The organism is Arthrobacter wenxiniae, assembly GCF_013376105.1.
Lineage (GTDB): Bacteria > Actinomycetota > Actinomycetes > Actinomycetales > Micrococcaceae > Specibacter > Specibacter wenxiniae.
Window position 1 is genome coordinate 30,899 of record NZ_JAAMFM010000024.1, and the last position, 18,151, is coordinate 49,049.

The window sequence follows — 18,151 nt, forward strand, 5'->3', positions numbered from 1 at the left end:
GCGGCAGAAACCCGTGCTGATACCCCACCGCAGCCTGAATCAACCAGTTAGGCTGGTCCCGTGACCCCGACACCCAGCCCCAGTCCGATCGACGTGGTCGTCCATGTTGCCCCGGCCGCTGACTGGCAGGTATGGGCTGCCTTCGCGCCTCTCATCGCCGCAATCATAGTGGCACTCATCGCTGTCCCCTCATTGTGGCAGCGGCACCGGGCAGACAACAGGGCCAAGTGGTGGCAGCGCGCGCAATGGGCGCTGGACGCTTCCATGTCTGATCAGCCCACGCGGGCCGAAATGGGACAGCGGACCATCAGTCTTCTGGGAAAAAGCAAGCTGACTGCACCGGAGGACGGAGTTCTCCTGAAAATCGGCACCGATGATCCGCTCGAAGCGGCAAACAGCGCCCGTCTGACGGAAGTTGCTGACGCCCTTGCCGTCTCGGACCAAGTCGAGGTCCACCTCACCGGGGCGTGGTGGACGGTTCAGAAGCGAAGCGGGGCAATGGAGGGGACACAGATTAAGACACAGGCAGATCGGACGATGACGATGACACTGGCACATACGGGAACCCCACGCAAGCCCACTCAAACAAATATGGACTCCATCGCGCCCTCCCGCCGCCCTGCTTCCGTCACCCCCGAAGATCGCAAGGTCCAGATCGCTGCGGCGAAGGCTCGAATTACCCTGAACGAGCTCACCGGCGATGTGACACCTGACTGGATCACCGCCCTCTCCAAGGAAGAGCCTGAGTAGTTCCGCCAACATTGCGTGGTGAATAATGGCCAATCGTGAATGCCTGCGCAGCCGCCTTCGAGGTCTGGATCCGCAGACGTCGTGCACGTTCTTCCATGAAGGAGTCCGGGCGGATGGTGTTGTTCAGGTGGATGTCCTCGTGCCCGTCCACCTGCGCCGGTGCTGTCCCGGCGGTCACAGGTTTGGGCCCCCGGACGCAGCCGCCCGTCAGCCGCGTAGCTGGCCGATAGTAGGGCCGGCGGCGGGGTTCTCCGTCGCTTAGTAGTTTTCTGACACGTAGGCGTACGCCCGGCCAAAAAGTTCACCGGACGGGGGCAACCCGTACCGGGCCAAAACCTTGCGGATGGCAATGCGGACCGCCTTGTCGCCTTCCTTGGTATTGTTCCAGCCGTCCCACCGAACTTCCTTGACAATGGCGTCGATGTCGGCGACAACCTTGCCGACAATCACGGGTACGCCCTCCGGTTTGTACTCCTCGAAGATCTGCGTCAGGGCGCCCACGTTCGGGTCCGGCAACAGGTCCAGCCCGACAGCGCCGGAGTCGTCCTCCGCTTTCTCCGCCGAGGCGAGGTCCCGGGCCAGATCCAAGAGGTCCCGGAGGAAGTCTACGGAGTCGTGCGCCTTGGCCAACTGCCGTTCACGCAGCCGCTCCAGACGCTCCGCGAGCGTCCTGTAGGCCGGGTGGGCGCCGTTGTCGCCTTCGAGCCGCTTGCGCAGCCGGGTGGCGATGTTGTCAATGACTTCACCGGCGGTCGTCACCAGGGTGTCGCCGCTGCCCTCGTCCGGATCAATTACACCGGCCTCGATAAGGCGTTTGATGGTGCCCTCATCGGCGATGTCGACGTCCACGCCGGTGTCGTTGACCGTCACCTCGCCGATGTGGCCGTGGACGAGCTCGAGGGTTTTGGCGCCCAGGCGGTGCCAGAGCAGGTCGCGGGTGTCATCGGCTGGCATGACGGAGGCGTACACCTTGGACAGCCATTTGTAGTCGGCCCGGTGGGCTTCCAGGCGCAGGTCCGGGTACGCGGCTTCCCAGATGCCCTGCAGCATCCCGTACTGGGCGGCGAAGCGCTCCATCGCCTTGTCATCAGGAATGCGGTCGTGGGCGGCCTGTAACGATTCGAAGCCGCTCGAGTTGCGGTCGATGCCGGCGAAGCGGTCCAGTACGTTGGCGATTTCGATCTCGAACTGCTCCAGCAGCGTGTCGGTTTCGATGTCCTTGCGTGCGTGCTCCGGATTGGCCGGGGACATGGCCCGGGCGAACCCGTCGCCGAGCCCGATGTAGTCCACAATGAGCCCGTAATGCTTTTCCTGGCCGGTGGTCGGGTTCTTCCAGTTCCTGTTCGTCCGGGTGATCGCCTGATACAGGGTGTGAAGCTTCATCGGCTTGTCCAGGTACATGACGCCCTCGATGGGGGCGTCGAAGCCGGTGCCCAGCTTGGAGGTGACGACGATGAACTTCAGCGGGTCCCCGAGCTGGCGAAACCGGTTGAGGATCGTCTCCTCCTTGTCATCGGTCAGCCTAAACGCCTGCCAGTCGGCGGGGTCCTTGGGCTGGACGGACATGACGACGGCTGCCGTGTCCGGGGTTGCCCCATCTTGGGCCCGGGACTGCAGCTGCCGGGTCAGCTCTTGGTAATAGGCCACGCAGAGTCCGCGGTCGTAGGCGACGATCTGGGCTTTCATGCCGAGCGGGTCAATCGTGGAGTAGAAGTGCTCGATGATGTCGGCGCATACTTTCCGGACCCGTTCCGGGTTGGCGAAGAACGTGCGGGTGTCGGTGGCTTTGGCGGCGACGTATTCCTGCTCCTCCTCCGTCAGGCCTTCCTCGGCAGCGAGCTCATCGAAGGCCTTGTCCAGATCGGCCTTGCGGATGTGGAAGTCCACCAACCGGGGCGAGACGTGCATGGGCACGGTTGTGCCGTCGGCAATGGATCGGTCCGAGTCGTAGGTGTTCATCGCATGGTTCGGGTCATCCGGGTCCCCGAACAGCTCGTACGTATTCCGGTCCTCATTGGCGATCGGTGTGCCGGTAAAGCCGAAGAATCGGGCGTTCGGGAAGGCCGCCCGCAAGAACTTGCCCAGCTGGCCTTCCTGAGTCCGGTGTGCCTCGTCGACCAGGACGATGATGTTCTCCCGGGCGTTGAGCACCCCGGCGTTCTTGAACTTGTGGACGGTCGTGAATATGATGCCCCGGCGGTCCTCAGACAAAATCCGGCGCAGCTCGGCGGCAGTCTCCGGCGCCTCGAGGGAGGGCATGCCGGCGCGGAGGAACTGGCGGTACATCTGGGTGACCAGCTGGATCCGGTCCGCGATCAGGATGATGGACGGGTTTTTCAGCTTCGGCTCGTTGACCAGCTTCACAGCGGCAAACAACATGGCAAGGGTCTTGCCTGAGCCCTGCGTGTGATGGATCAGGCCCTGCTTCTTGGTGCCGTGCAGCGCGCGGGCATGGATGGCACGGACGGCCTCCACCTGAGGGTAGCGTGGCACGATCTTGTGCAGCCGCGGCACGCCGGAGTGCTTGCCTTTCAGCTCGTAGGCGGTGAAGTCGGCGATCACTGACAGCACAGTTTCAGGGTTCAGGAGTAGTTCGACGCTGCGCTTCACCCGCGGCCACCCAGCAGGGAGAATGTCTTCCTCGGTGGAACCCCAGACGCCCCACGATTCGATGTCCTGTCCGACGGCACCGTAATGGAAGTCTTTACCGTCGGTCGCGACGGAGAATGCGTTGGGCACAAAGAATTCCGGCCAGCCCGGTTCGTAGATGGCGTGGATCTCGTGGGCGGCCTTCAGCCACGTGATCCGTGCGTCCAGCCGGGTCTTCGTCTCGACCACGACCAGCGGCATGCCGTTCACCCAGAGGACCAGATCAAACCGGCACGAGTGTCCCGGGGTGCCAAACGTGACCTCATCGGAGACGACCAAGATGTTGTTAGCGGGATTCTGGAAGTCGATCAGTTCTACCGGATCGAAACCGTCCCGGCCCTGGAACCGGCGTGTCTTCTGCCCGCGAAGCCACTCCAGGAAATGTTGGTTGGTCGGGACCAGCCCGTCCTCCCGTGCCGAGAGCATCAGACTGCGCAAGGGCGTCAGCAGTTCGCCAGCCCGCTCCGGCGACTCGGCGATGGCTGGGTTGAGCCGGGCCAGAGCCGTCTGGAGATCAACCTCGATTAGCACGTCTTCGGTGTGTCGGTCCAGTTGAGACCCCGGGATGTGTTTCCAGCCGGCAGCGACCAGCAAATCCAGAACCGGCCGCTGCACTGTGTTCGATTCGTTGAACCCCGCCATGAAGCTACGCCCCCGGCTCTTCGTCGAGGACCCAGGCAAGCTTTAACGGCAGCTTGTTCCGGGTCTCTTGTGGGAGGTCAGGGTAGACCTTGAAGAGTTGCTCCATAAGGGCCTCCGAGTCCCAGAAACCCATCCGTGTCCGTTGATGGGAGAACTCCCTCCTGGCGTTCGTGTTGATGCCGCCCCACGCGACGAGAAGCCCTTGGTCCGCCTGGTTACTGGTGACGGCGCCCTGCAGGCCCCGCACGACGGGAGCGCCAATCTGTGTCGACTCGGACTTGACCTCGACAACAAGAGTCGGGGAATCCAACCCCAACGGGCCGCGCCCGGCCAGGATGTCCACACCGCCGTCAGGGCCTTCCGGAGAAACTTCGCAGACATACCCCAGAACGGTCAGGATGTCGGCAACCAGGTATGTGAGCTTGTGTCCGGAAAAGTTCTCAACTATGTGTGTCCGGATCCTGTCCTTGATTGCATCCATCGTCGGAGCAGTCTCGGGGTCAAGCACACCTGCCGCCTCAATATCGGCGGTAGTCGCGGCCCGGGGCTGTGCCAGTCCTGGCGTAGCGCCGAAAAATCCCGGGTCCACCCCGTTGCGAAGCACTGCATGCAGTCGGTCGTCGGCGTTATGTCGGGACGGGCTAAATACCGTCATTGCCCCGTTGATCATGTTCAGCAGGTCATCCTTCAACACCGAGCGTGAAAAGTGATCCGGAAGCCAGTCCACGTCAATATGATGCCGGTGCCGCCTGTCCACGGCGGAAGCGTCATAAGAGTACCCGGCCCGGCAAGTCCCGAAGGCCAGCTCCCCGCTACGCTTCAGCGGCATGATGATCAAGTCTCCAGGCTGGATCACGCCCTGCAACGCCCACAGTTGGCCTGTGTAGTTGGCTCGCCGCATCACGGAATCAGCGGGGAACGCGGCATCGACGAGCGCCCGGACGTCCTCACGGCTCCGGCAGGCAGTCATGTCACCGATCTCCGGCCATCCGACCCCCGCCCGCCCCGAAGTGAGGTTCCAGTCCTCGTCTTCCCCGCTCGCTCCCGCCCGAACCACCCATGTCGTCATGCCCCCACCATCTCCATAGAGTCCGCCCCCATCAGCTCGTCATACGTCTCTGGAATTCTATGTGCACCGGACAGGAGAGCTGACAGCAGTTCACTGCGGAGTCTCCGAAGCGACTTCGCAGTCGCGCGCGTCCGATGAATAACGTCGATCTGGTTCTGGTTCAAGGCACCAATGCGAGACTGCACTTCGAGATCAGCCGGCCACCTCACCGACAGCTGGCGGATCGCCTCTTGGGAGATGTTCTTCATGCTTCCAGACGTACCCGTTCCGCTCATCTGTATTTGTTCCCTCACCTCGGCGGTTCCTAGGGCCGCCACCAGTGCAGCCGGATCAGCACCGTCTTTGGGAGAAATTCGCAGCGTTTTGTCGCAAAGGAATAAGTTCGGGTAATCGTATTGAACCAGGCACACCAGACCGACTCGTTCCGGCGTATTTGCTCGACTGATGAGTATGTCTCCAGTCTTGACCGACATTGAGCTGCTGAAAATACCGGGATCGCTGATTGTCTTGGCTTCGGACGGTAAGAAGCCCAGTTCGTTGATGGCACTCACTTTCAGTACTCCGTATTCATCTTCAGTGGGCGGACGGCCTTCGGCAGATGGACTCTTGCCCCCCGTAATGCTTGCTATCAAGTCACCGGCCTGAACGTGAGGGAAACTGCTAAACGCCTCGTCGAGCAGTTTCTGAGTCATTGACCAGAGGACGTCGGACTTTGCCACTGTGGCCTCGATCGCATCGTCCACGGCCATGATCAGATCGACGATGCGTTGCTGCTCGTCCAGCGGCGGGAGCGTTACGGGTACCTGGGACAGCTCCTTTTGGGAGAGCGATACGTTTGCCGTCCCCTGCATTCTCGGAACAATGAGCTGGTCTTTGAAATGCTGCAGATAGATGTGGAGGAACCTAGTACTGCACTTGGCGGGATTTCTTACTTCGCACGCGGTCACGATGTTGGCGACGGCAAACCGTCCGCTCGCATAGTGCACACGCTTCAGTGACGCATGCCCGTGGCCGGTCGAGGAAACCATGGGGACGCATACAGCTTCGCCCTCGAACTGGAAATCAGTCGAAGACAGCGGCTCTGGACCTGTGACGATCAGAGGATATTGGCCTGGAGCGGTCTTTAGGGTTGGGGACGTGCCTTTCGTGAACTTGCACAGCTCGCCCAGCAGGACCCCTTCCCAATCAGAAGTCAAAGCCTGCCGCCTTCAACTTGTCCGCCAGCGCCGCTTCGGCCGCCGCGAGCTGCTCCCGGCTTTCCTGGTAGGCGATGAGTGCTTCCTCAACGCTAACCACGGCGATGGTTTCGGACTTGATGTACCGGCCGATGTTGAGATCAAAGCCGTATTCTTCGAGCTCTTCCATGCCAATCAGGCGCAGGCTCAGTCCCCCGTCACCGTCGATGTCGGTGCCCTGTTTGTAGGCGGCGTCGATAACTTCGATGTCTTCGTCCGACATGACGTTCTGGTTCTTCCCGGCGACGAACCGCTTGGACGCGTCGATGAACAAGACCTTGTCCCGGCGCTCGGCTGGCTTGGACTTGCGGAAGATCAGCAGGCACACAGGGATGGAGGTCGAGTAGAAGAGGTTGTTGGGCAGGCCGATGACAGCTTCTAGCTGGTCTTTGCGGATCAGGCATTCACGGATGGCGCCTTCCTTTCCGCCGCGGAACAGGACGCCGTGGGGCATGACCACGCCGACCCGGCCGGTGTCGTCCTTCATGGAGGCAACCATGTGCTGGATCCAGGCGTAGTCGCCGTTCTTGGCTGGCGGGACACCGCAAACGGCCCGGTCGTAGGGGTCATTCGCCCAGCCTTCGGCGCCCCAGTTTTGCAGCGAAAATGGTGGGTTGGCGATGACGACGTCGAACTTCTGCAGCCCGTCCCCGTCCAGGAGTTTCGGTTCGCGGAACGTGTCGCCGCGGACGACCTTGAAATCTTTGAGCCCGTGCAGGTACAGGTTCATCTTCGCGATGGCGCTGGTGGTCAGGTTGATCTCCTGGCCGTGCAGGCGGAGCGTCCGCGGATCTCCCCCAGCGTCCTTCAACGCGGTCACGGTTTCGACAAGCATGCCGCCGGAGCCGCAGGCCGGATCGGCAATGGTGTCGCCCGGTTTCGGGTCCAGGATTTTTACCAGCAAATGCACCACGTGGCGCGGTGTGAAAAACTCTCCGGCTTTCTTCCCGGAGGCTTCCGCGAATTCCCGCAGCAGGTATTCGTACGCGGAGCCGAGCATGTCCCCGTTGACGCTGTCCGGGTCCAGTCGGACAGAGTGGAAGGAATTTAGCAGCGCGGCCAAGGACGACTGCGGGAGACGCTCCTGGTTGGCCCACTGGACGTCGCCGAAGACCCCGGCGAGGGCGTCCGGGTTAGCCTGCTGGATCCGCTGCAGGGCTGCGTCGAGCTTCGCCCCTGTCTGCTGGACGGTCTCGATGACATCGGTCCAGTGGCAGCCGTCCGGGATGGCGAACGTGTGGTAATCCGCCTCGATCTCGTCCGTCAGCGCGTCGCCGAAGTCTTCGACGGCGCGGGCGTGCTCATGGTCCCAGCTGTCGCTGATCCATTTGAAAAACATCACCGGGAACACGTAGGCCTTGAAGTCTCCGGGATCGACCGGACCGCGGAGTGCGTTGGCGGCGGACCACAGGGTGGATTCGAGCTGCCGTTGGGACAGGTGGCCGGGCTCGGTGGTGGAGAGCGTCAAGAGTAATCCGTTCGTTCACGAAATCAGGGTCGTGCTTCCTCTCCCGGGAAACATGCGTAGTTTCCCCGTGGACGGCACGCTATCAGTGTACGAGGACTTTGATGACTGAACGCGTCACGCTGCCACAGATACCCCCTCTGCATGTCCTTGGGTCAAGCTGCCAAGTCCGACCCGGGCCCGCGTCGTCGTCAGTCGCATGTCCCCGCATACGCGCACACTTGAAGAGGCCCCATATTGACAAGACCCCATGCTGAAACCCGTCGCCCCCGCTTTCGTCCTCGCAATGCCGCCGCGTGCGCGTTTCTACCACGCCCGACCTTCCGCGTTCGGTTCGCGTGCGCTCGCTATAGTTATTCGCACCGGCGCGCAGAACGCCGCCCGGCTCGGCGACGTCGCTCGCGCCCGCACTATTCCCTACGCAGCGTGACACCCGTCAACACCCGCGATTCGGATTCTCAAAAGGTTTTGGACACATTTTTGGAGAGTTAGCCCGCGGCCCTCCGTGCCTCAGGCAAAGGCCCCGACCCCACCGGAAGGTCACCGAGCAACTTGATGTGGACAAACGCACGTCCCCAGGCGTCCACAATCAAACCACGACAGATAAAGCGTCCCATAGCAAAATGAAGATGCAATCCGTGGCCAGTCTTATGCCATTCAGGCACCACACATAGGGGAAGGGAGCACCGCCCAAGGATTACTTGAGGTTGCGGAAAAACCCGGCCACATTGGCCCGAAGTTCCTTGGGAGAATGGCAGCCGGCCCCGGCATAAGTGAGAGTGCCCAAGCGGTTAAGTCTGTTGGCCGAACAGTAGCGGCGCAGCCTAGCTCGTGCACGCCGGCCAGCTTCTGCAGCAGCCCGTTCGGGGTACGCAGCCCAACCCCTAGCCATGTAACTTCGAACTGGTCTTTGAGAACTTACGAAGCAGCCGCCACCTTCCAATGCATCAGGATTGAGCGTGAAGGACCACCCGGCATCGGGCACCACAAGCAGTTGCAAGGAACGACTGACAAGAGAAGTAGACATTGGGACCCCAAGGAGACGAAACCGACAAGGAATCCCTACCGCCCACCGAAAGAAGGGAGCTAGGCATCATCAGACGGTGGCTTCAACATCCGGTCTCGCTCCGGATGGGCCCTCTCTGTCTGTGCCACGAGCATCATTAGGGACGCGCGCCTACCACGCTGCTCGACCTCTCAGGAAGGTCACCCTTAATATATATTCGTCTGGCCCTGAGCTGGCTAAACCGGTCCTCCAATGCACTCATCTTGCCATACGAATTGCACGGCCGTCCCTACCGGCCGCGCAACCGTTCGTCCTCGGACGCGGGCCGTCCTCCGGGCGCTGCGTCGCTCGCCCTCTAAGTCACCTACTCGAGCAAGCGGCGACCTCACCGGAGCTCCGCGAGTTATGTTGCTATTTCAAGTAAAGCGGGCTGCTTCGCAGCCCCCTCCGCTCGGAGAACGCCTATTTGGAACACCGCGGATAGGTAGGCATCGTCGGAGCCGAAAAACTCCAAACAGTCTGCCTCGAATTATAGGAGTCTGCGGTCACACAGGTCTCACGCGCCAGGATTTCCGCTGAGTGCAGTCTCTCTACCAGACGAGGCTTGTCAATCAGAATCGTGGACCAACCGTCACTTGTCGACACCACATAGCCGACTTCAATCTTGCCCGACGCCAGCGTTATGTTTTCTGCCGGAAGCCAAGGCTGGTCACTCATGGCCGACTGCCAGACCGGGAAAATTGTGGTGATAAGTAGGGTTATGGCCAGGGCGTCCAAGCGAATACTGCCAGCACTGCGAATCTTCCCCATACGTGCTTCGAAGGCGCTTTGCAGGACGTTCGATTGGCCTGTAAGGTCCGCGAGTCGAACCGCATCTGGGCTTGGTTCGCCTCCGAGGGCGTTCAGTTCCGCGCGTATCGGCGCCAGGCGCTGCACAATATCCCGAAGAACACTGTCCTCGGGAGTTTGGGCTAAGAACTTTTCCCAAGTCACTTCAGCTTCAACCGCTGGTGCTTTCCTTTCTTTCCGCCACAGGATCAAGCTGAAAAGTGGAAAAGCGACCATAGCTATCAGGCTCCACCATGAAAGAACGAATGAAAGAACGAACACGGAACCAAAGTAGTACGTCCAAAGTCGCCTCTGCTCATACCTGTTCAGCTCATTTGTTCGAGCAAGTATGCCAGCAGTATTCGCCAGGCCCGTACCAATAAACGGAAGTCCAATGATAAGTACTCCCGCAACGACTTGAATTGGACCAGCTTCTTTGACTACGGATAGAGCCGTGCTGACATTTGAGTCGGCGATAAGAAGCACCTTGAGAACTACAAACACGAACACGGCAACGCTTACCAGTGCGGTAACATTCCCCAGCAGCCTCTCTCGGAGCGCCTGCTGCCTTTCATAGTGTTGAACCACATCGAGCGGCTTCAAAGGAGTCGAGACCTTTGCCTTCAATTTGGCGGTCAGCCTGGACTTTAGGTTGCCAACTTCAGTCGACGAACTCAGATGTCTTGCCGCATCCTTATCCTTACCAATTTTTCCCATACTGCAATTCTCCTCGATTAACGAAGGCCGCGCGCAAAGGCTCGCCCGGCAGGCAGACGCTCTGGCTGATGGAATCGTGCCACATCGTGCACACCACCTCACCTCACCTCACCTCACCTCACCGCACCTCACCTCAATAATCGACCAGACTGATTGGCCTGCCGTTCTGGCAATGACCGTGTCCTAAGAATTTGCGGCATTGTCGGTTCACGTCGGCCGCTTGCCGGTAATGGGGCTCTTCGTCGTGTCGGCGATATATGTAGACAGTCCCGCTTGTCGTGTCCGTGTCTGCCTCAAACGCTGCAAGTTCCTGCGTTTTGCCGAACGCCGAACGTATTAATGTCGTGGGCTTCGACCCCACATCATAAACAGATTCCGACTACCGGCCAACGGTTTCCCTATGGTAGTTTCCCAGTATTGGACGGCTCATGGTAGCAGCGTCTCAGCCGGCCAAACGCGTCCCACGGGCTATGAACCGCCCTCTAACAAAAGGCGCCTCCCGGAGCGTATCAACCACTGCCTTGGCCGCGAGAGGGGCCTTTTTGCGTTGTCCAGATAGGATGCAGAAACGACTCGTTTCAATCTTGGGGGAACCATGAAAAAACTTGCCACGACCGGCGCGGCTCTTCTACTAGTCACCGTTCTGTCCGGCTGCGGCGGAGCCGCCGATAGCGCTAGCCCCGCAGTCTCGACAAGTACCGCAATGGCGCCGGCGCCGACTGTCACGGTCCAGCCAACACCCACACCGGCGCCCAACATGACGACCGGCTCCTATGAGGCGGACCTTGCGGCCCTCGGCGTAGTGCCCGACAACGTTCAGAGTTTCGCCGACTACATGGAGGCTGAAATCTGCAACCAGACCGGCACCGGCCTCGGCGTAAGCGTGCGTTCCATTGGAGGCAACCCCACTGGCGGCGGCATGGAGGGCGTCCGCCTGACAGTTGCCTATTTCTGCCCCGAGAAATCACAAGAAGTCGAATCGTATTTGGATTACTTCAAGAATTGACGTGAAATCGCGACATCACATGTCCCATTTGAAGAAGGAAAGTGGTGGCGCTCCAATACCCGTCTGGAAAATTGAAGGCTTACGCCTGGTCCGGCACGGGCGGCTGCCCTTCACCTAAGTTCTTCGCGAGCGGCTCGCAGCCTGCAGCCGGCCGGTGTATTTCAGGTGCCTGGTTCGTTTGCCGGTTCGATGGACGCTCTCGGACTATGATTGGCACGATTTTACCTCATCGGGGTCCAACTGCTCGCCGACGATGGCGACCGGGATACCCGGACCCAACATCAGCTGGACACGTTTACTCTCACCGCCCTCTCCATCCAAACGTAGCCACGAATAGCCCCCCTTGGCATACGTGTCTAGGAGAAGGTCCGCCAGCTCCTCGACACTGACGCCTTTCGGCAACGGAATGGTCTGCCCTGCATAGAGAATGTTCACCATGGCGCTTAGCCTAGCTGCGGCCTTACCGTGTCAGTGACTGATTCGGCCTGAATGCGATTCGCTGCGGCACCCAGCGACTGTACTTTCGGGTGCCGCCAGCGGCTCTGGACAGGGTCATTCGCCGCCGCTAAACGCGCACCACGACGGCGGAAGCTACGCAATGACGATGCGGCCGCTACGCGGTGGCCTCCGCGACGGGCAGCCAATACAACACAGTTGAAGGGAGAACCGGTATCGTCCCGGCAGCAGCCGTGGTAGTTGGACGTCGCGTTCTTTTCATGTCCTATTCGGGGAGGACAGGACCACTGTAGATATTGCCACGCTACGCGGCCTTTCTCGATTCCTACGGGCTGGAAGCGGGAACCGGCCAGCGTACGCGTGGAGTTGTCCCTGTACATCGAGACCGACCCGCGGGCCAGAATCCCCAAACGCTGGGATGCAGGCCGGCGGCTAAACCGTGCAAGCGTTTTCAGTGCCGTCAGAAGGATGATCAAAAGGTTGAATGTCAGGGCTCTCCTCTAGCCTGACACACATGGTTGACGTTGTTTTTGACTCTCAAGCCGGTTCCTTCCGGATCCGGACAGCAACAGGGTCGCTGTATCTCCTCGAGCTGGATGCTAGGCGTCTCACCCGTTTTGCGGCGGCAGTTGAGCCCAGCGTTGACCATCTCGACGTTGGGACGAGTGTTCTGAGGCGCGATGGCGAGACGCTTCACCTCCACAAGCTCATTCGCCTATCGATGGGCCTGCCGGCGGCCTTCCTACTGCAGGTTCGTATCGACGACCCGGCCGTGCCTACATTGCGATGCACGAGCCGCGTTGTTGAGATCCTTCCTCTTGCCCACCCACCGAGAGCGGAGTAGCTACAACGTGACCACAGCGGAAGAATTCTATGCCTACTACACACAATCGGGGGCCGCAGGGTGGTTCAACCGTCTCGGACCCTTGAGGCAAGCCATAATTCGATGCGATGGCCCGGCCGTCCTGGAGATTCTGAAGTCCCGTTGTGAGATCGACCCAGAGAATCTTGGCGGATGCTGGATCTGGGTCGGGGCTAAACGGTCGGGGTACGGTTTCATCGGCCGGGGACCCACCAACAGGCTCGCCCACCGGGTCGCATACGAGGCGGCGCGCTCGTTTACGGAGGACCTGGGCTCTCTCACTGTCCATCACAAATGCGGACGGCGCCTGTGCATTAACCCTCACCATCTGGCATTGGCGACCCATCTGGAAAACACCGCAGAGATGTTTGGTCGGCAGGCCTTCAAAGCGAGAATTTCGGCGCTGGAGGATGCGCTCCGGCTGCTCGATCCAACTCACCCACTACTGAAACGGTTGCCAAAACCCCTCCCGCCGGAGGAGACGATCTCCCGAGAGGAGCAGTAGCCTGGCTGCTCGTGCCTTGAGCGATGCGCCTAGGCTCATGGGAGGAGCGAGCTAAGCCGACGCTGAATCGCCGGTATAGGCTCTGCATGGCTCCTTCGGAAAGCCGACGATAAGGGACCTCCCCGGCGGCTCAGGGCGCGGTGCGGCCCTTGGGCACGAGATCGGGAAGCTGAACTGTAAGCCGAAGGCCACGCCGCACTGGCAAGGCCTCGGCCGCGCCAAGTTTCCCGCCTCTGGACGGTGACCCCGCACCGCGGGACACTGGATTAGCGACTGAGGTGGAGGAGTAACGAATAATGAAAATTCAGAATTCTGACCGCGAACAAGGGAAATCCACGGCCGACAGCGGAACTGCGCACCCGGCCGAAGGAGTGGCCTTCGCTCCGAAGACCAAGCACCGCGCGGCTTCGTATGACCGCGGAGTGCAAATCGCGGCCGCCCGCCTGCGCCTTGTCACGGACCGCCAGCTGGGTATGGAGACACCCACTTGGATCAAGGAACTCGCCGCAGAGAAAGACCGCAATAGCGCGTCCTAAGCTGGGGCCGGGGGCGATGTTTAGAAACACATTCCGCGAAAGATCTCTTTCTTTGGTCACAGCCTTCTGGGCTGCAGTTTGGTCCGCCGCGGCAGCCCATCGCCCAGGCGCCTGGCTCCAACAGGTCGGGCCCCCAGATTTACGATCTCACTCAAGCGCCATCATTCGCGCGCCCCGGTAGGCGGTGCCGTGTGCTGGGCCGGCCGTAGCCGCGGTCCGGGCGTGAATAATCTGAATGTCGTCGGGGAAAGGCCTGGCCGGAGCGGTTGGGCACGCATGTTAAGAGGACTCGGAGCTTCGCAGCGCGTCCTTCGGGTTTTCCGATTCGCTGACCTTCTAGCTCTTCGTTTTGTTTCCCCGGGCAGCGGTTCGTCTGACTGTTGACCGGCCTGCGACCGTGTGCCCGGATGCGCTGCGCGGCATGATTCTCGCTTGGCGTTGACACGGCTTCACCGTCATCTCCGTCTGACCTTTCATCGTCGTTTATTATCACGATGGCGGGGGCCTACGGCCTGGGACTGTGAGCCATTTTGTGGGTGTCCGGGGCTGGGGCGACGCCGTCTGCGACACGCCGTAAGCGGTTCATCACCCATGGTGCCTCCGGGACTGCCGCGGGCAAGCAGGCTCTCGAAAAGCAGACCAGGGAAACGCAGCAGAAGCTGGCGGTCGCACTCCTGAAGGAGCTTAGGCGTGACCTTGTCGCCGAGCTGGAGAAGCGCCGGAGCCAGAAGTCGGCGCTGGTGAAGCTCAAGGAGCGGGTGTGGGATTTCGGCGGCAATGCCCTTCCCAAAGTCATCCTGGCCAGAGAGATATGGCTTCTCGGCGAAATTAATGTCACGCCGGGTGGGACCTTCCACCGCTATCGCAGAGTCGGGCCCTTCGTCCAGGCGCCAACGGGAAGACACATGCCACGGGGCTGGAACTTGCCGGCACCAAATTCTCCAAGCCCAAAGGAAACTTTGGGGCAGTCGACAAGATCTTCCCCGCCGAGCAACCCGCCATCCAGGAGGATGCCGAGTCCGCTGAGGACGTGCTCCACCTCCACGATGGCATCCTGTGCTGGGGCAATGCCCACACCCCCGCTGAACAGCTTTTCGCACAGGACCTCGTGAACCTACCCACCGGCGCAACATCGTAGAAACCTGTGCTGGTCCCGCCGCCGCGGCGCACGGCCCCTACTGGGTATGATCAGGCAACCACTTGAGGAGAGGACAACGGGATATGAAGTCTCGACTGCGGTCCGCCGCGGCCATCATTGCGGCCACGTTCATGTTGGTGGCGTGCGGGCCGGCGCCGATGAGCGTCGACGAAGCATGCAACGCCTGGCATGACATGCAGAGCAATTACCCCAATGGGCTCGCCCCAGCCCAAGGCTCCAAGTATTCGGTGAAATACTACGAGGACTGGGCAGGCCGCACGGACGGCAAACTTCATGAGGCCTTCGGCAAGCTGGCAAAGGCAGACCGGATGATCATCGACAACAATAGCGGGAGCTCCGACGAACTCTGGAACCTCCAGATCGAAGGTCATACTGAGGTCGAAAAGGTGTGCGGCACGTAGCACTTCGACCCTTAGCGCCGACCCAACCGCGTGTTAGAACGGTGGTCCGGCCAGCCGGTCCAACTTGTCGTTGAACGGGAGCAGGACTTCCATCAAATGGCCGATGAACGTCTCGTGGCCCGCCCCGCCTTCGGCGCCGGTGTCGATGTCCATGATCTCCCGCAGCCCAGACACAGGATGGGGGTGGTCGCCTTGTTGGCACGGAGGGCGCCGATCCCGTGGTGCCTATCGAATACCAGTGACTCCTCCGGATCATTGACGACTGGGGTTCCAATCATGCCAAGACCAACAGGCCAGCAACGGCAAATCTTATTCGTTCAAGGGGTTAAAACGGTAACAGGGTATGCTCTGGCCGATATGGTTCACCCCATCGATAGGTTCCAAACCAAGTATTCTATGCTGTGTCAATGATTGATCCTCGCCCCATTGCCGTTTTCGGAGACTGGCACGGCAATCTAGGCTGGGCTCTGACAGCCATCGGGTCTGCTGCTCGTGAAGGTGCCCACACAGCGATTCACGTCGGTGACTTTGGTTTCGACTGGCCAGGTCGAAAACGCGGCCGCTTTGAGGCCAAGCTGAACAAATACCTAGTGGATCTGGGACTCACGCTTGTCGTCTCCGGAGGCAATCACGATAACTGGGACACCCTCGCAAACCTTGCCGTCGACATCGACGGGCTCGCCGCTGTCCGATCCAACATCCGCATCCTGCCCCGGGGCGGCCGCACCATGCTCGAAGGTCTGGCCGTTGGTGGCTTAGGCGGTGCGTTCAGCGTCGACTACAAGCAACGAACCGAAGGCAAAGATTGGTGGCGCAACGAAGAACCGACGCAAGAGGAAGCCACAGCACTTGTAGCGGGCGGCCCCTTGGACATCCTCATTACCCATGACGCGCCTGCAGGAGTGCCGCTCAAGGGCGACTTCCACCTCAGCGAGGCACTCGCCAAGGACGCGGAAAGAACCCGGACCCTCATCAGAGAGGTTGTGGACTCGACGTCCGTTCCCCACCTGCTCTGCGGACACTGGCACCAGCGCAGGACATACGAGCTAAATCATCCAAATGGAACGATCACTCGCGTAGACGTATTAAACAAAGAAAACTCGCGCCACGGGAACGGCGTCCTCGTTTGGCCTAGCTTGTCCCCTCTTCGTATCGATCCACTCGAAATCAGCGGTACCAAGCGACAATAGTCCCGCCAACACGCGGCATATATCTGGACACGCCGGTTTAGCAGTTTCAACAGGCTGACGCGTTAGGATCGAGTGCATCTCCGTGAAGCTTGTTCATGAGCTCACCGGTGTGTACTTTCCGCTGCCGTTCAGAGCCGCGTACAGCGTCTGCCGCGAGACGCCGAGATCCCGCGCCACCTTTGCCTTGGGCACGCCTTGGCCAATCCGTCCCCTTGCGAGCTGGACCTGTGCCGGCGCAAGCTTTGGCCCCCGGTGGTAGACGCCGTTTCTCTTGGCAATGGCAATGCCCTCGGCCTGACGCTCTCGGATGGTCTTCCGTTCCAACTGCGCAATGGCAGCCAACACCGTGAGCATGAACTCCCCTTGGGGCGTGTCAGTATTCAGTGCCGGGTTATCGATGAACTCCAAGGCGACACCCTTGGCTTTAAGCTGCTCAACAAGAGCAAGAAGGTCCGTCGTGGACCGCGCCAGGCGGTCAGGGGACTTCACCCGAACCGTGTCCCCGTCACGGACGTAGATAAGCATCTCCTGAAGCTGCACCCGGTCGTCAGTTTGCCTGCCGCTGACCTTCTCGGCGAACAGCCTGTCCACAAGACCGAGCGCTTCGAGCTGGCGTGCCTCGTTCTGGTCCGCGGCACTCACTCGCACATAACCAACAACCTGCCCGTTGCGTCCAGCCATGTCTAGACCCTCCATCGGTTGCGTCTAACCACAGTCCAACCCGACCCCGAATGACACGAGTTCTTGACCATCCTGGGGTTGTTCTATCAGGTATACCCTGATGGACACGTCCTGTGTGAGTTGACACGTTCACCTCGACTTACGCGCCCATTGTCAACCAAAGAAGCCACGTCCCACCATGGCCTGAAGTTCCAGCGGACTGACTTTCCCCGCACCTTGAAGATTCACGTACGTAGTCGTGTCTAAATCGTTCGGCTCAGTGCCACAATGAAGCAGGAAGTCATCTATGGCGCCGCCCTTAATCCATGCCCCCATGTCACGGATCCAGGTCCCGGCTCTTTCGCCACCCCGGCACGGCCTCATTTAGGGCCGTCGGCCATGGTGCGTTTCAATCCCCTGCGTCTGCATCCAAATCCCCAGCACATGCTCGGACACGGACTGCGACATCCGGTGCCGCGGCAGCCTCCCCTCCGCCGCGACGAAGTCCACGGTCTCACCCAGACGCTGCCGCCACCGCTCGTCATCGACCCGTTCCCGGTCCGTGGTCACCCAATCCCCCAACACCTCGGCCTTCCGCCACGAAAGATTCTGCGCCAGGAAGGCACGGCGTTGCTCTGCCAGCCAAACGTATAGCGATGCCTCGCCCCACTCACCACTGTGGATTATCGGATAGCGGTCATACACCCTGATAAACGCCAACACCTCGGCCAAGCGAAGCAGCCATCGTTTGCTCGGCCTCCGGAGGACAGCGTTGTGTTCAACATCCAGCCCGGGGTCAACCGCCCGCCGCCGCTCCAGGTGACGCTTGACCGTGCCGATCGGCGTCCCAGTCACCTCGGCGATCCGCGCCCCGGACAGGCCTCGTGCGTAGAACAGGTCCCATTCAGGGTGGGCGCCTTCTTCCGGCTGGGCGTGGCCTTCTGGGCGGGTACCGTCGTCAAGGTCCACCATTGTTCCCGTCCCTCCCACCGGTGCCTGTTTTGGCCTCAGCCTA

Annotated in this window: 13 protein-coding genes and 1 pseudogene; 6 read left to right on the forward strand and 8 right to left on the reverse strand. The window is 60.6% G+C overall.

Annotated elements, in window-relative coordinates; all coding sequences use genetic code 11:
* The first annotated feature begins 60 nt into the window (after positions 1–60).
* Complete coding sequence (locus tag G6034_RS14450) at positions 61–750, forward strand: hypothetical protein (protein ID WP_176635808.1); 690 nt, start codon at positions 61–63, stop codon at positions 748–750.
* Between the two features lie 1,260 nt (positions 751–2,010).
* Here G6034_RS14450 and G6034_RS14455 read toward each other — a convergent pair.
* From G6034_RS14455 to G6034_RS14475, 5 genes and pseudogenes are all read right to left on the reverse strand, one after another.
* Positions 2,011–4,041 (reverse strand): annotated as a pseudogene (locus G6034_RS14455) (type I restriction endonuclease subunit R); the annotation flags it as partial.
* A 4-nt stretch (positions 4,042–4,045) separates the two neighbouring features.
* Entirely contained in the window at positions 4,046–5,110 is a 1,065-nt protein-coding gene (locus G6034_RS14460; RefSeq protein WP_246295977.1) for a restriction endonuclease, read from the reverse strand.
* Positions 5,107–6,306 (reverse strand): restriction endonuclease subunit S, encoded by a 1,200-nt coding sequence (locus G6034_RS14465; RefSeq protein WP_176635810.1) that lies wholly within the window; start codon positions 6,304–6,306, stop codon positions 5,107–5,109. Before G6034_RS14465 ends, G6034_RS14460 begins: the two co-directional genes overlap by 4 nt.
* Positions 6,296–7,813, reverse strand: coding sequence for a type I restriction-modification system subunit M (locus tag G6034_RS14470; RefSeq protein WP_176635811.1), 1,518 nt, complete (start codon positions 7,811–7,813; stop codon positions 6,296–6,298). The genes G6034_RS14465 and G6034_RS14470 overlap by 11 nt, the downstream gene beginning before the upstream one ends.
* A 1,465-nt stretch (positions 7,814–9,278) precedes the next feature.
* Positions 9,279–10,361: a hypothetical protein gene (locus G6034_RS14475; RefSeq protein WP_176635812.1), complete on the reverse strand. Its 1,083-nt coding sequence runs from the start codon at positions 10,359–10,361 to the stop codon at positions 9,279–9,281.
* 595 nt (positions 10,362–10,956) lie between these two features.
* On the opposite strand from G6034_RS14475, the gene G6034_RS14480 reads away from it, so the two are divergent.
* Complete coding sequence (locus G6034_RS14480) at positions 10,957–11,367, forward strand: hypothetical protein (RefSeq protein ID WP_176635813.1); 411 nt, start codon at positions 10,957–10,959, stop codon at positions 11,365–11,367.
* A 204-nt stretch (positions 11,368–11,571) separates the two neighbouring features.
* Here G6034_RS14480 and G6034_RS14485 read toward each other — a convergent pair whose 3' ends face one another.
* On the reverse strand, positions 11,572–11,805 hold the full coding sequence (locus G6034_RS14485) for a hypothetical protein (RefSeq protein WP_176635814.1): 234 nt from the start codon (positions 11,803–11,805) through the stop codon (positions 11,572–11,574).
* Between the two features lie 698 nt (positions 11,806–12,503).
* On the opposite strand from G6034_RS14485, the gene G6034_RS20500 reads away from it, so the two are divergent.
* The 4 genes from G6034_RS20500 to G6034_RS14510 all read left to right on the forward strand — a co-directional run bounded on the left by G6034_RS20500 (position 12,504) and on the right by G6034_RS14510 (position 16,476).
* The gene (locus G6034_RS20500) at positions 12,504–13,190 is read left to right on the forward strand and encodes an HNH endonuclease signature motif containing protein (protein ID WP_425485531.1); all 687 of its coding nucleotides are present in this window, start codon (positions 12,504–12,506) and stop codon (positions 13,188–13,190) included.
* Between the two features lie 296 nt (positions 13,191–13,486).
* On the forward strand, positions 13,487–13,726 hold the full coding sequence (locus tag G6034_RS14500) for a hypothetical protein (protein ID WP_176635777.1): 240 nt from the start codon (positions 13,487–13,489) through the stop codon (positions 13,724–13,726).
* A 1,221-nt stretch (positions 13,727–14,947) separates the two neighbouring features.
* Positions 14,948–15,286 carry a hypothetical protein gene (locus G6034_RS14505; RefSeq protein ID WP_176635817.1) on the forward strand — a complete coding sequence of 113 codons (339 nt, stop codon included), beginning with the start codon at positions 14,948–14,950 and terminating at the stop codon, positions 15,284–15,286.
* A gap of 407 nt (positions 15,287–15,693) precedes the next feature.
* On the forward strand, positions 15,694–16,476 hold the full coding sequence (locus G6034_RS14510) for a metallophosphoesterase family protein (RefSeq protein WP_176635818.1): 783 nt from the start codon (positions 15,694–15,696) through the stop codon (positions 16,474–16,476).
* A 93-nt stretch (positions 16,477–16,569) separates the two neighbouring features.
* Here the strand turns inward: G6034_RS14510 and G6034_RS14515 are convergent, their stop codons facing one another.
* Together G6034_RS14515 and G6034_RS14520 are read right to left on the reverse strand one after the other, a co-directional pair.
* Positions 16,570–17,157, reverse strand: a complete 588-nt coding sequence (locus tag G6034_RS14515) for a recombinase family protein (protein ID WP_176635819.1) — start codon at positions 17,155–17,157, stop codon at positions 16,570–16,572.
* Between the two features lie 363 nt (positions 17,158–17,520).
* Positions 17,521–18,108 (reverse strand): hypothetical protein, encoded by a 588-nt coding sequence (locus tag G6034_RS14520; RefSeq protein ID WP_176635820.1) that lies wholly within the window; start codon positions 18,106–18,108, stop codon positions 17,521–17,523.
* Positions 18,109–18,151 lie beyond the last annotated feature (43 nt).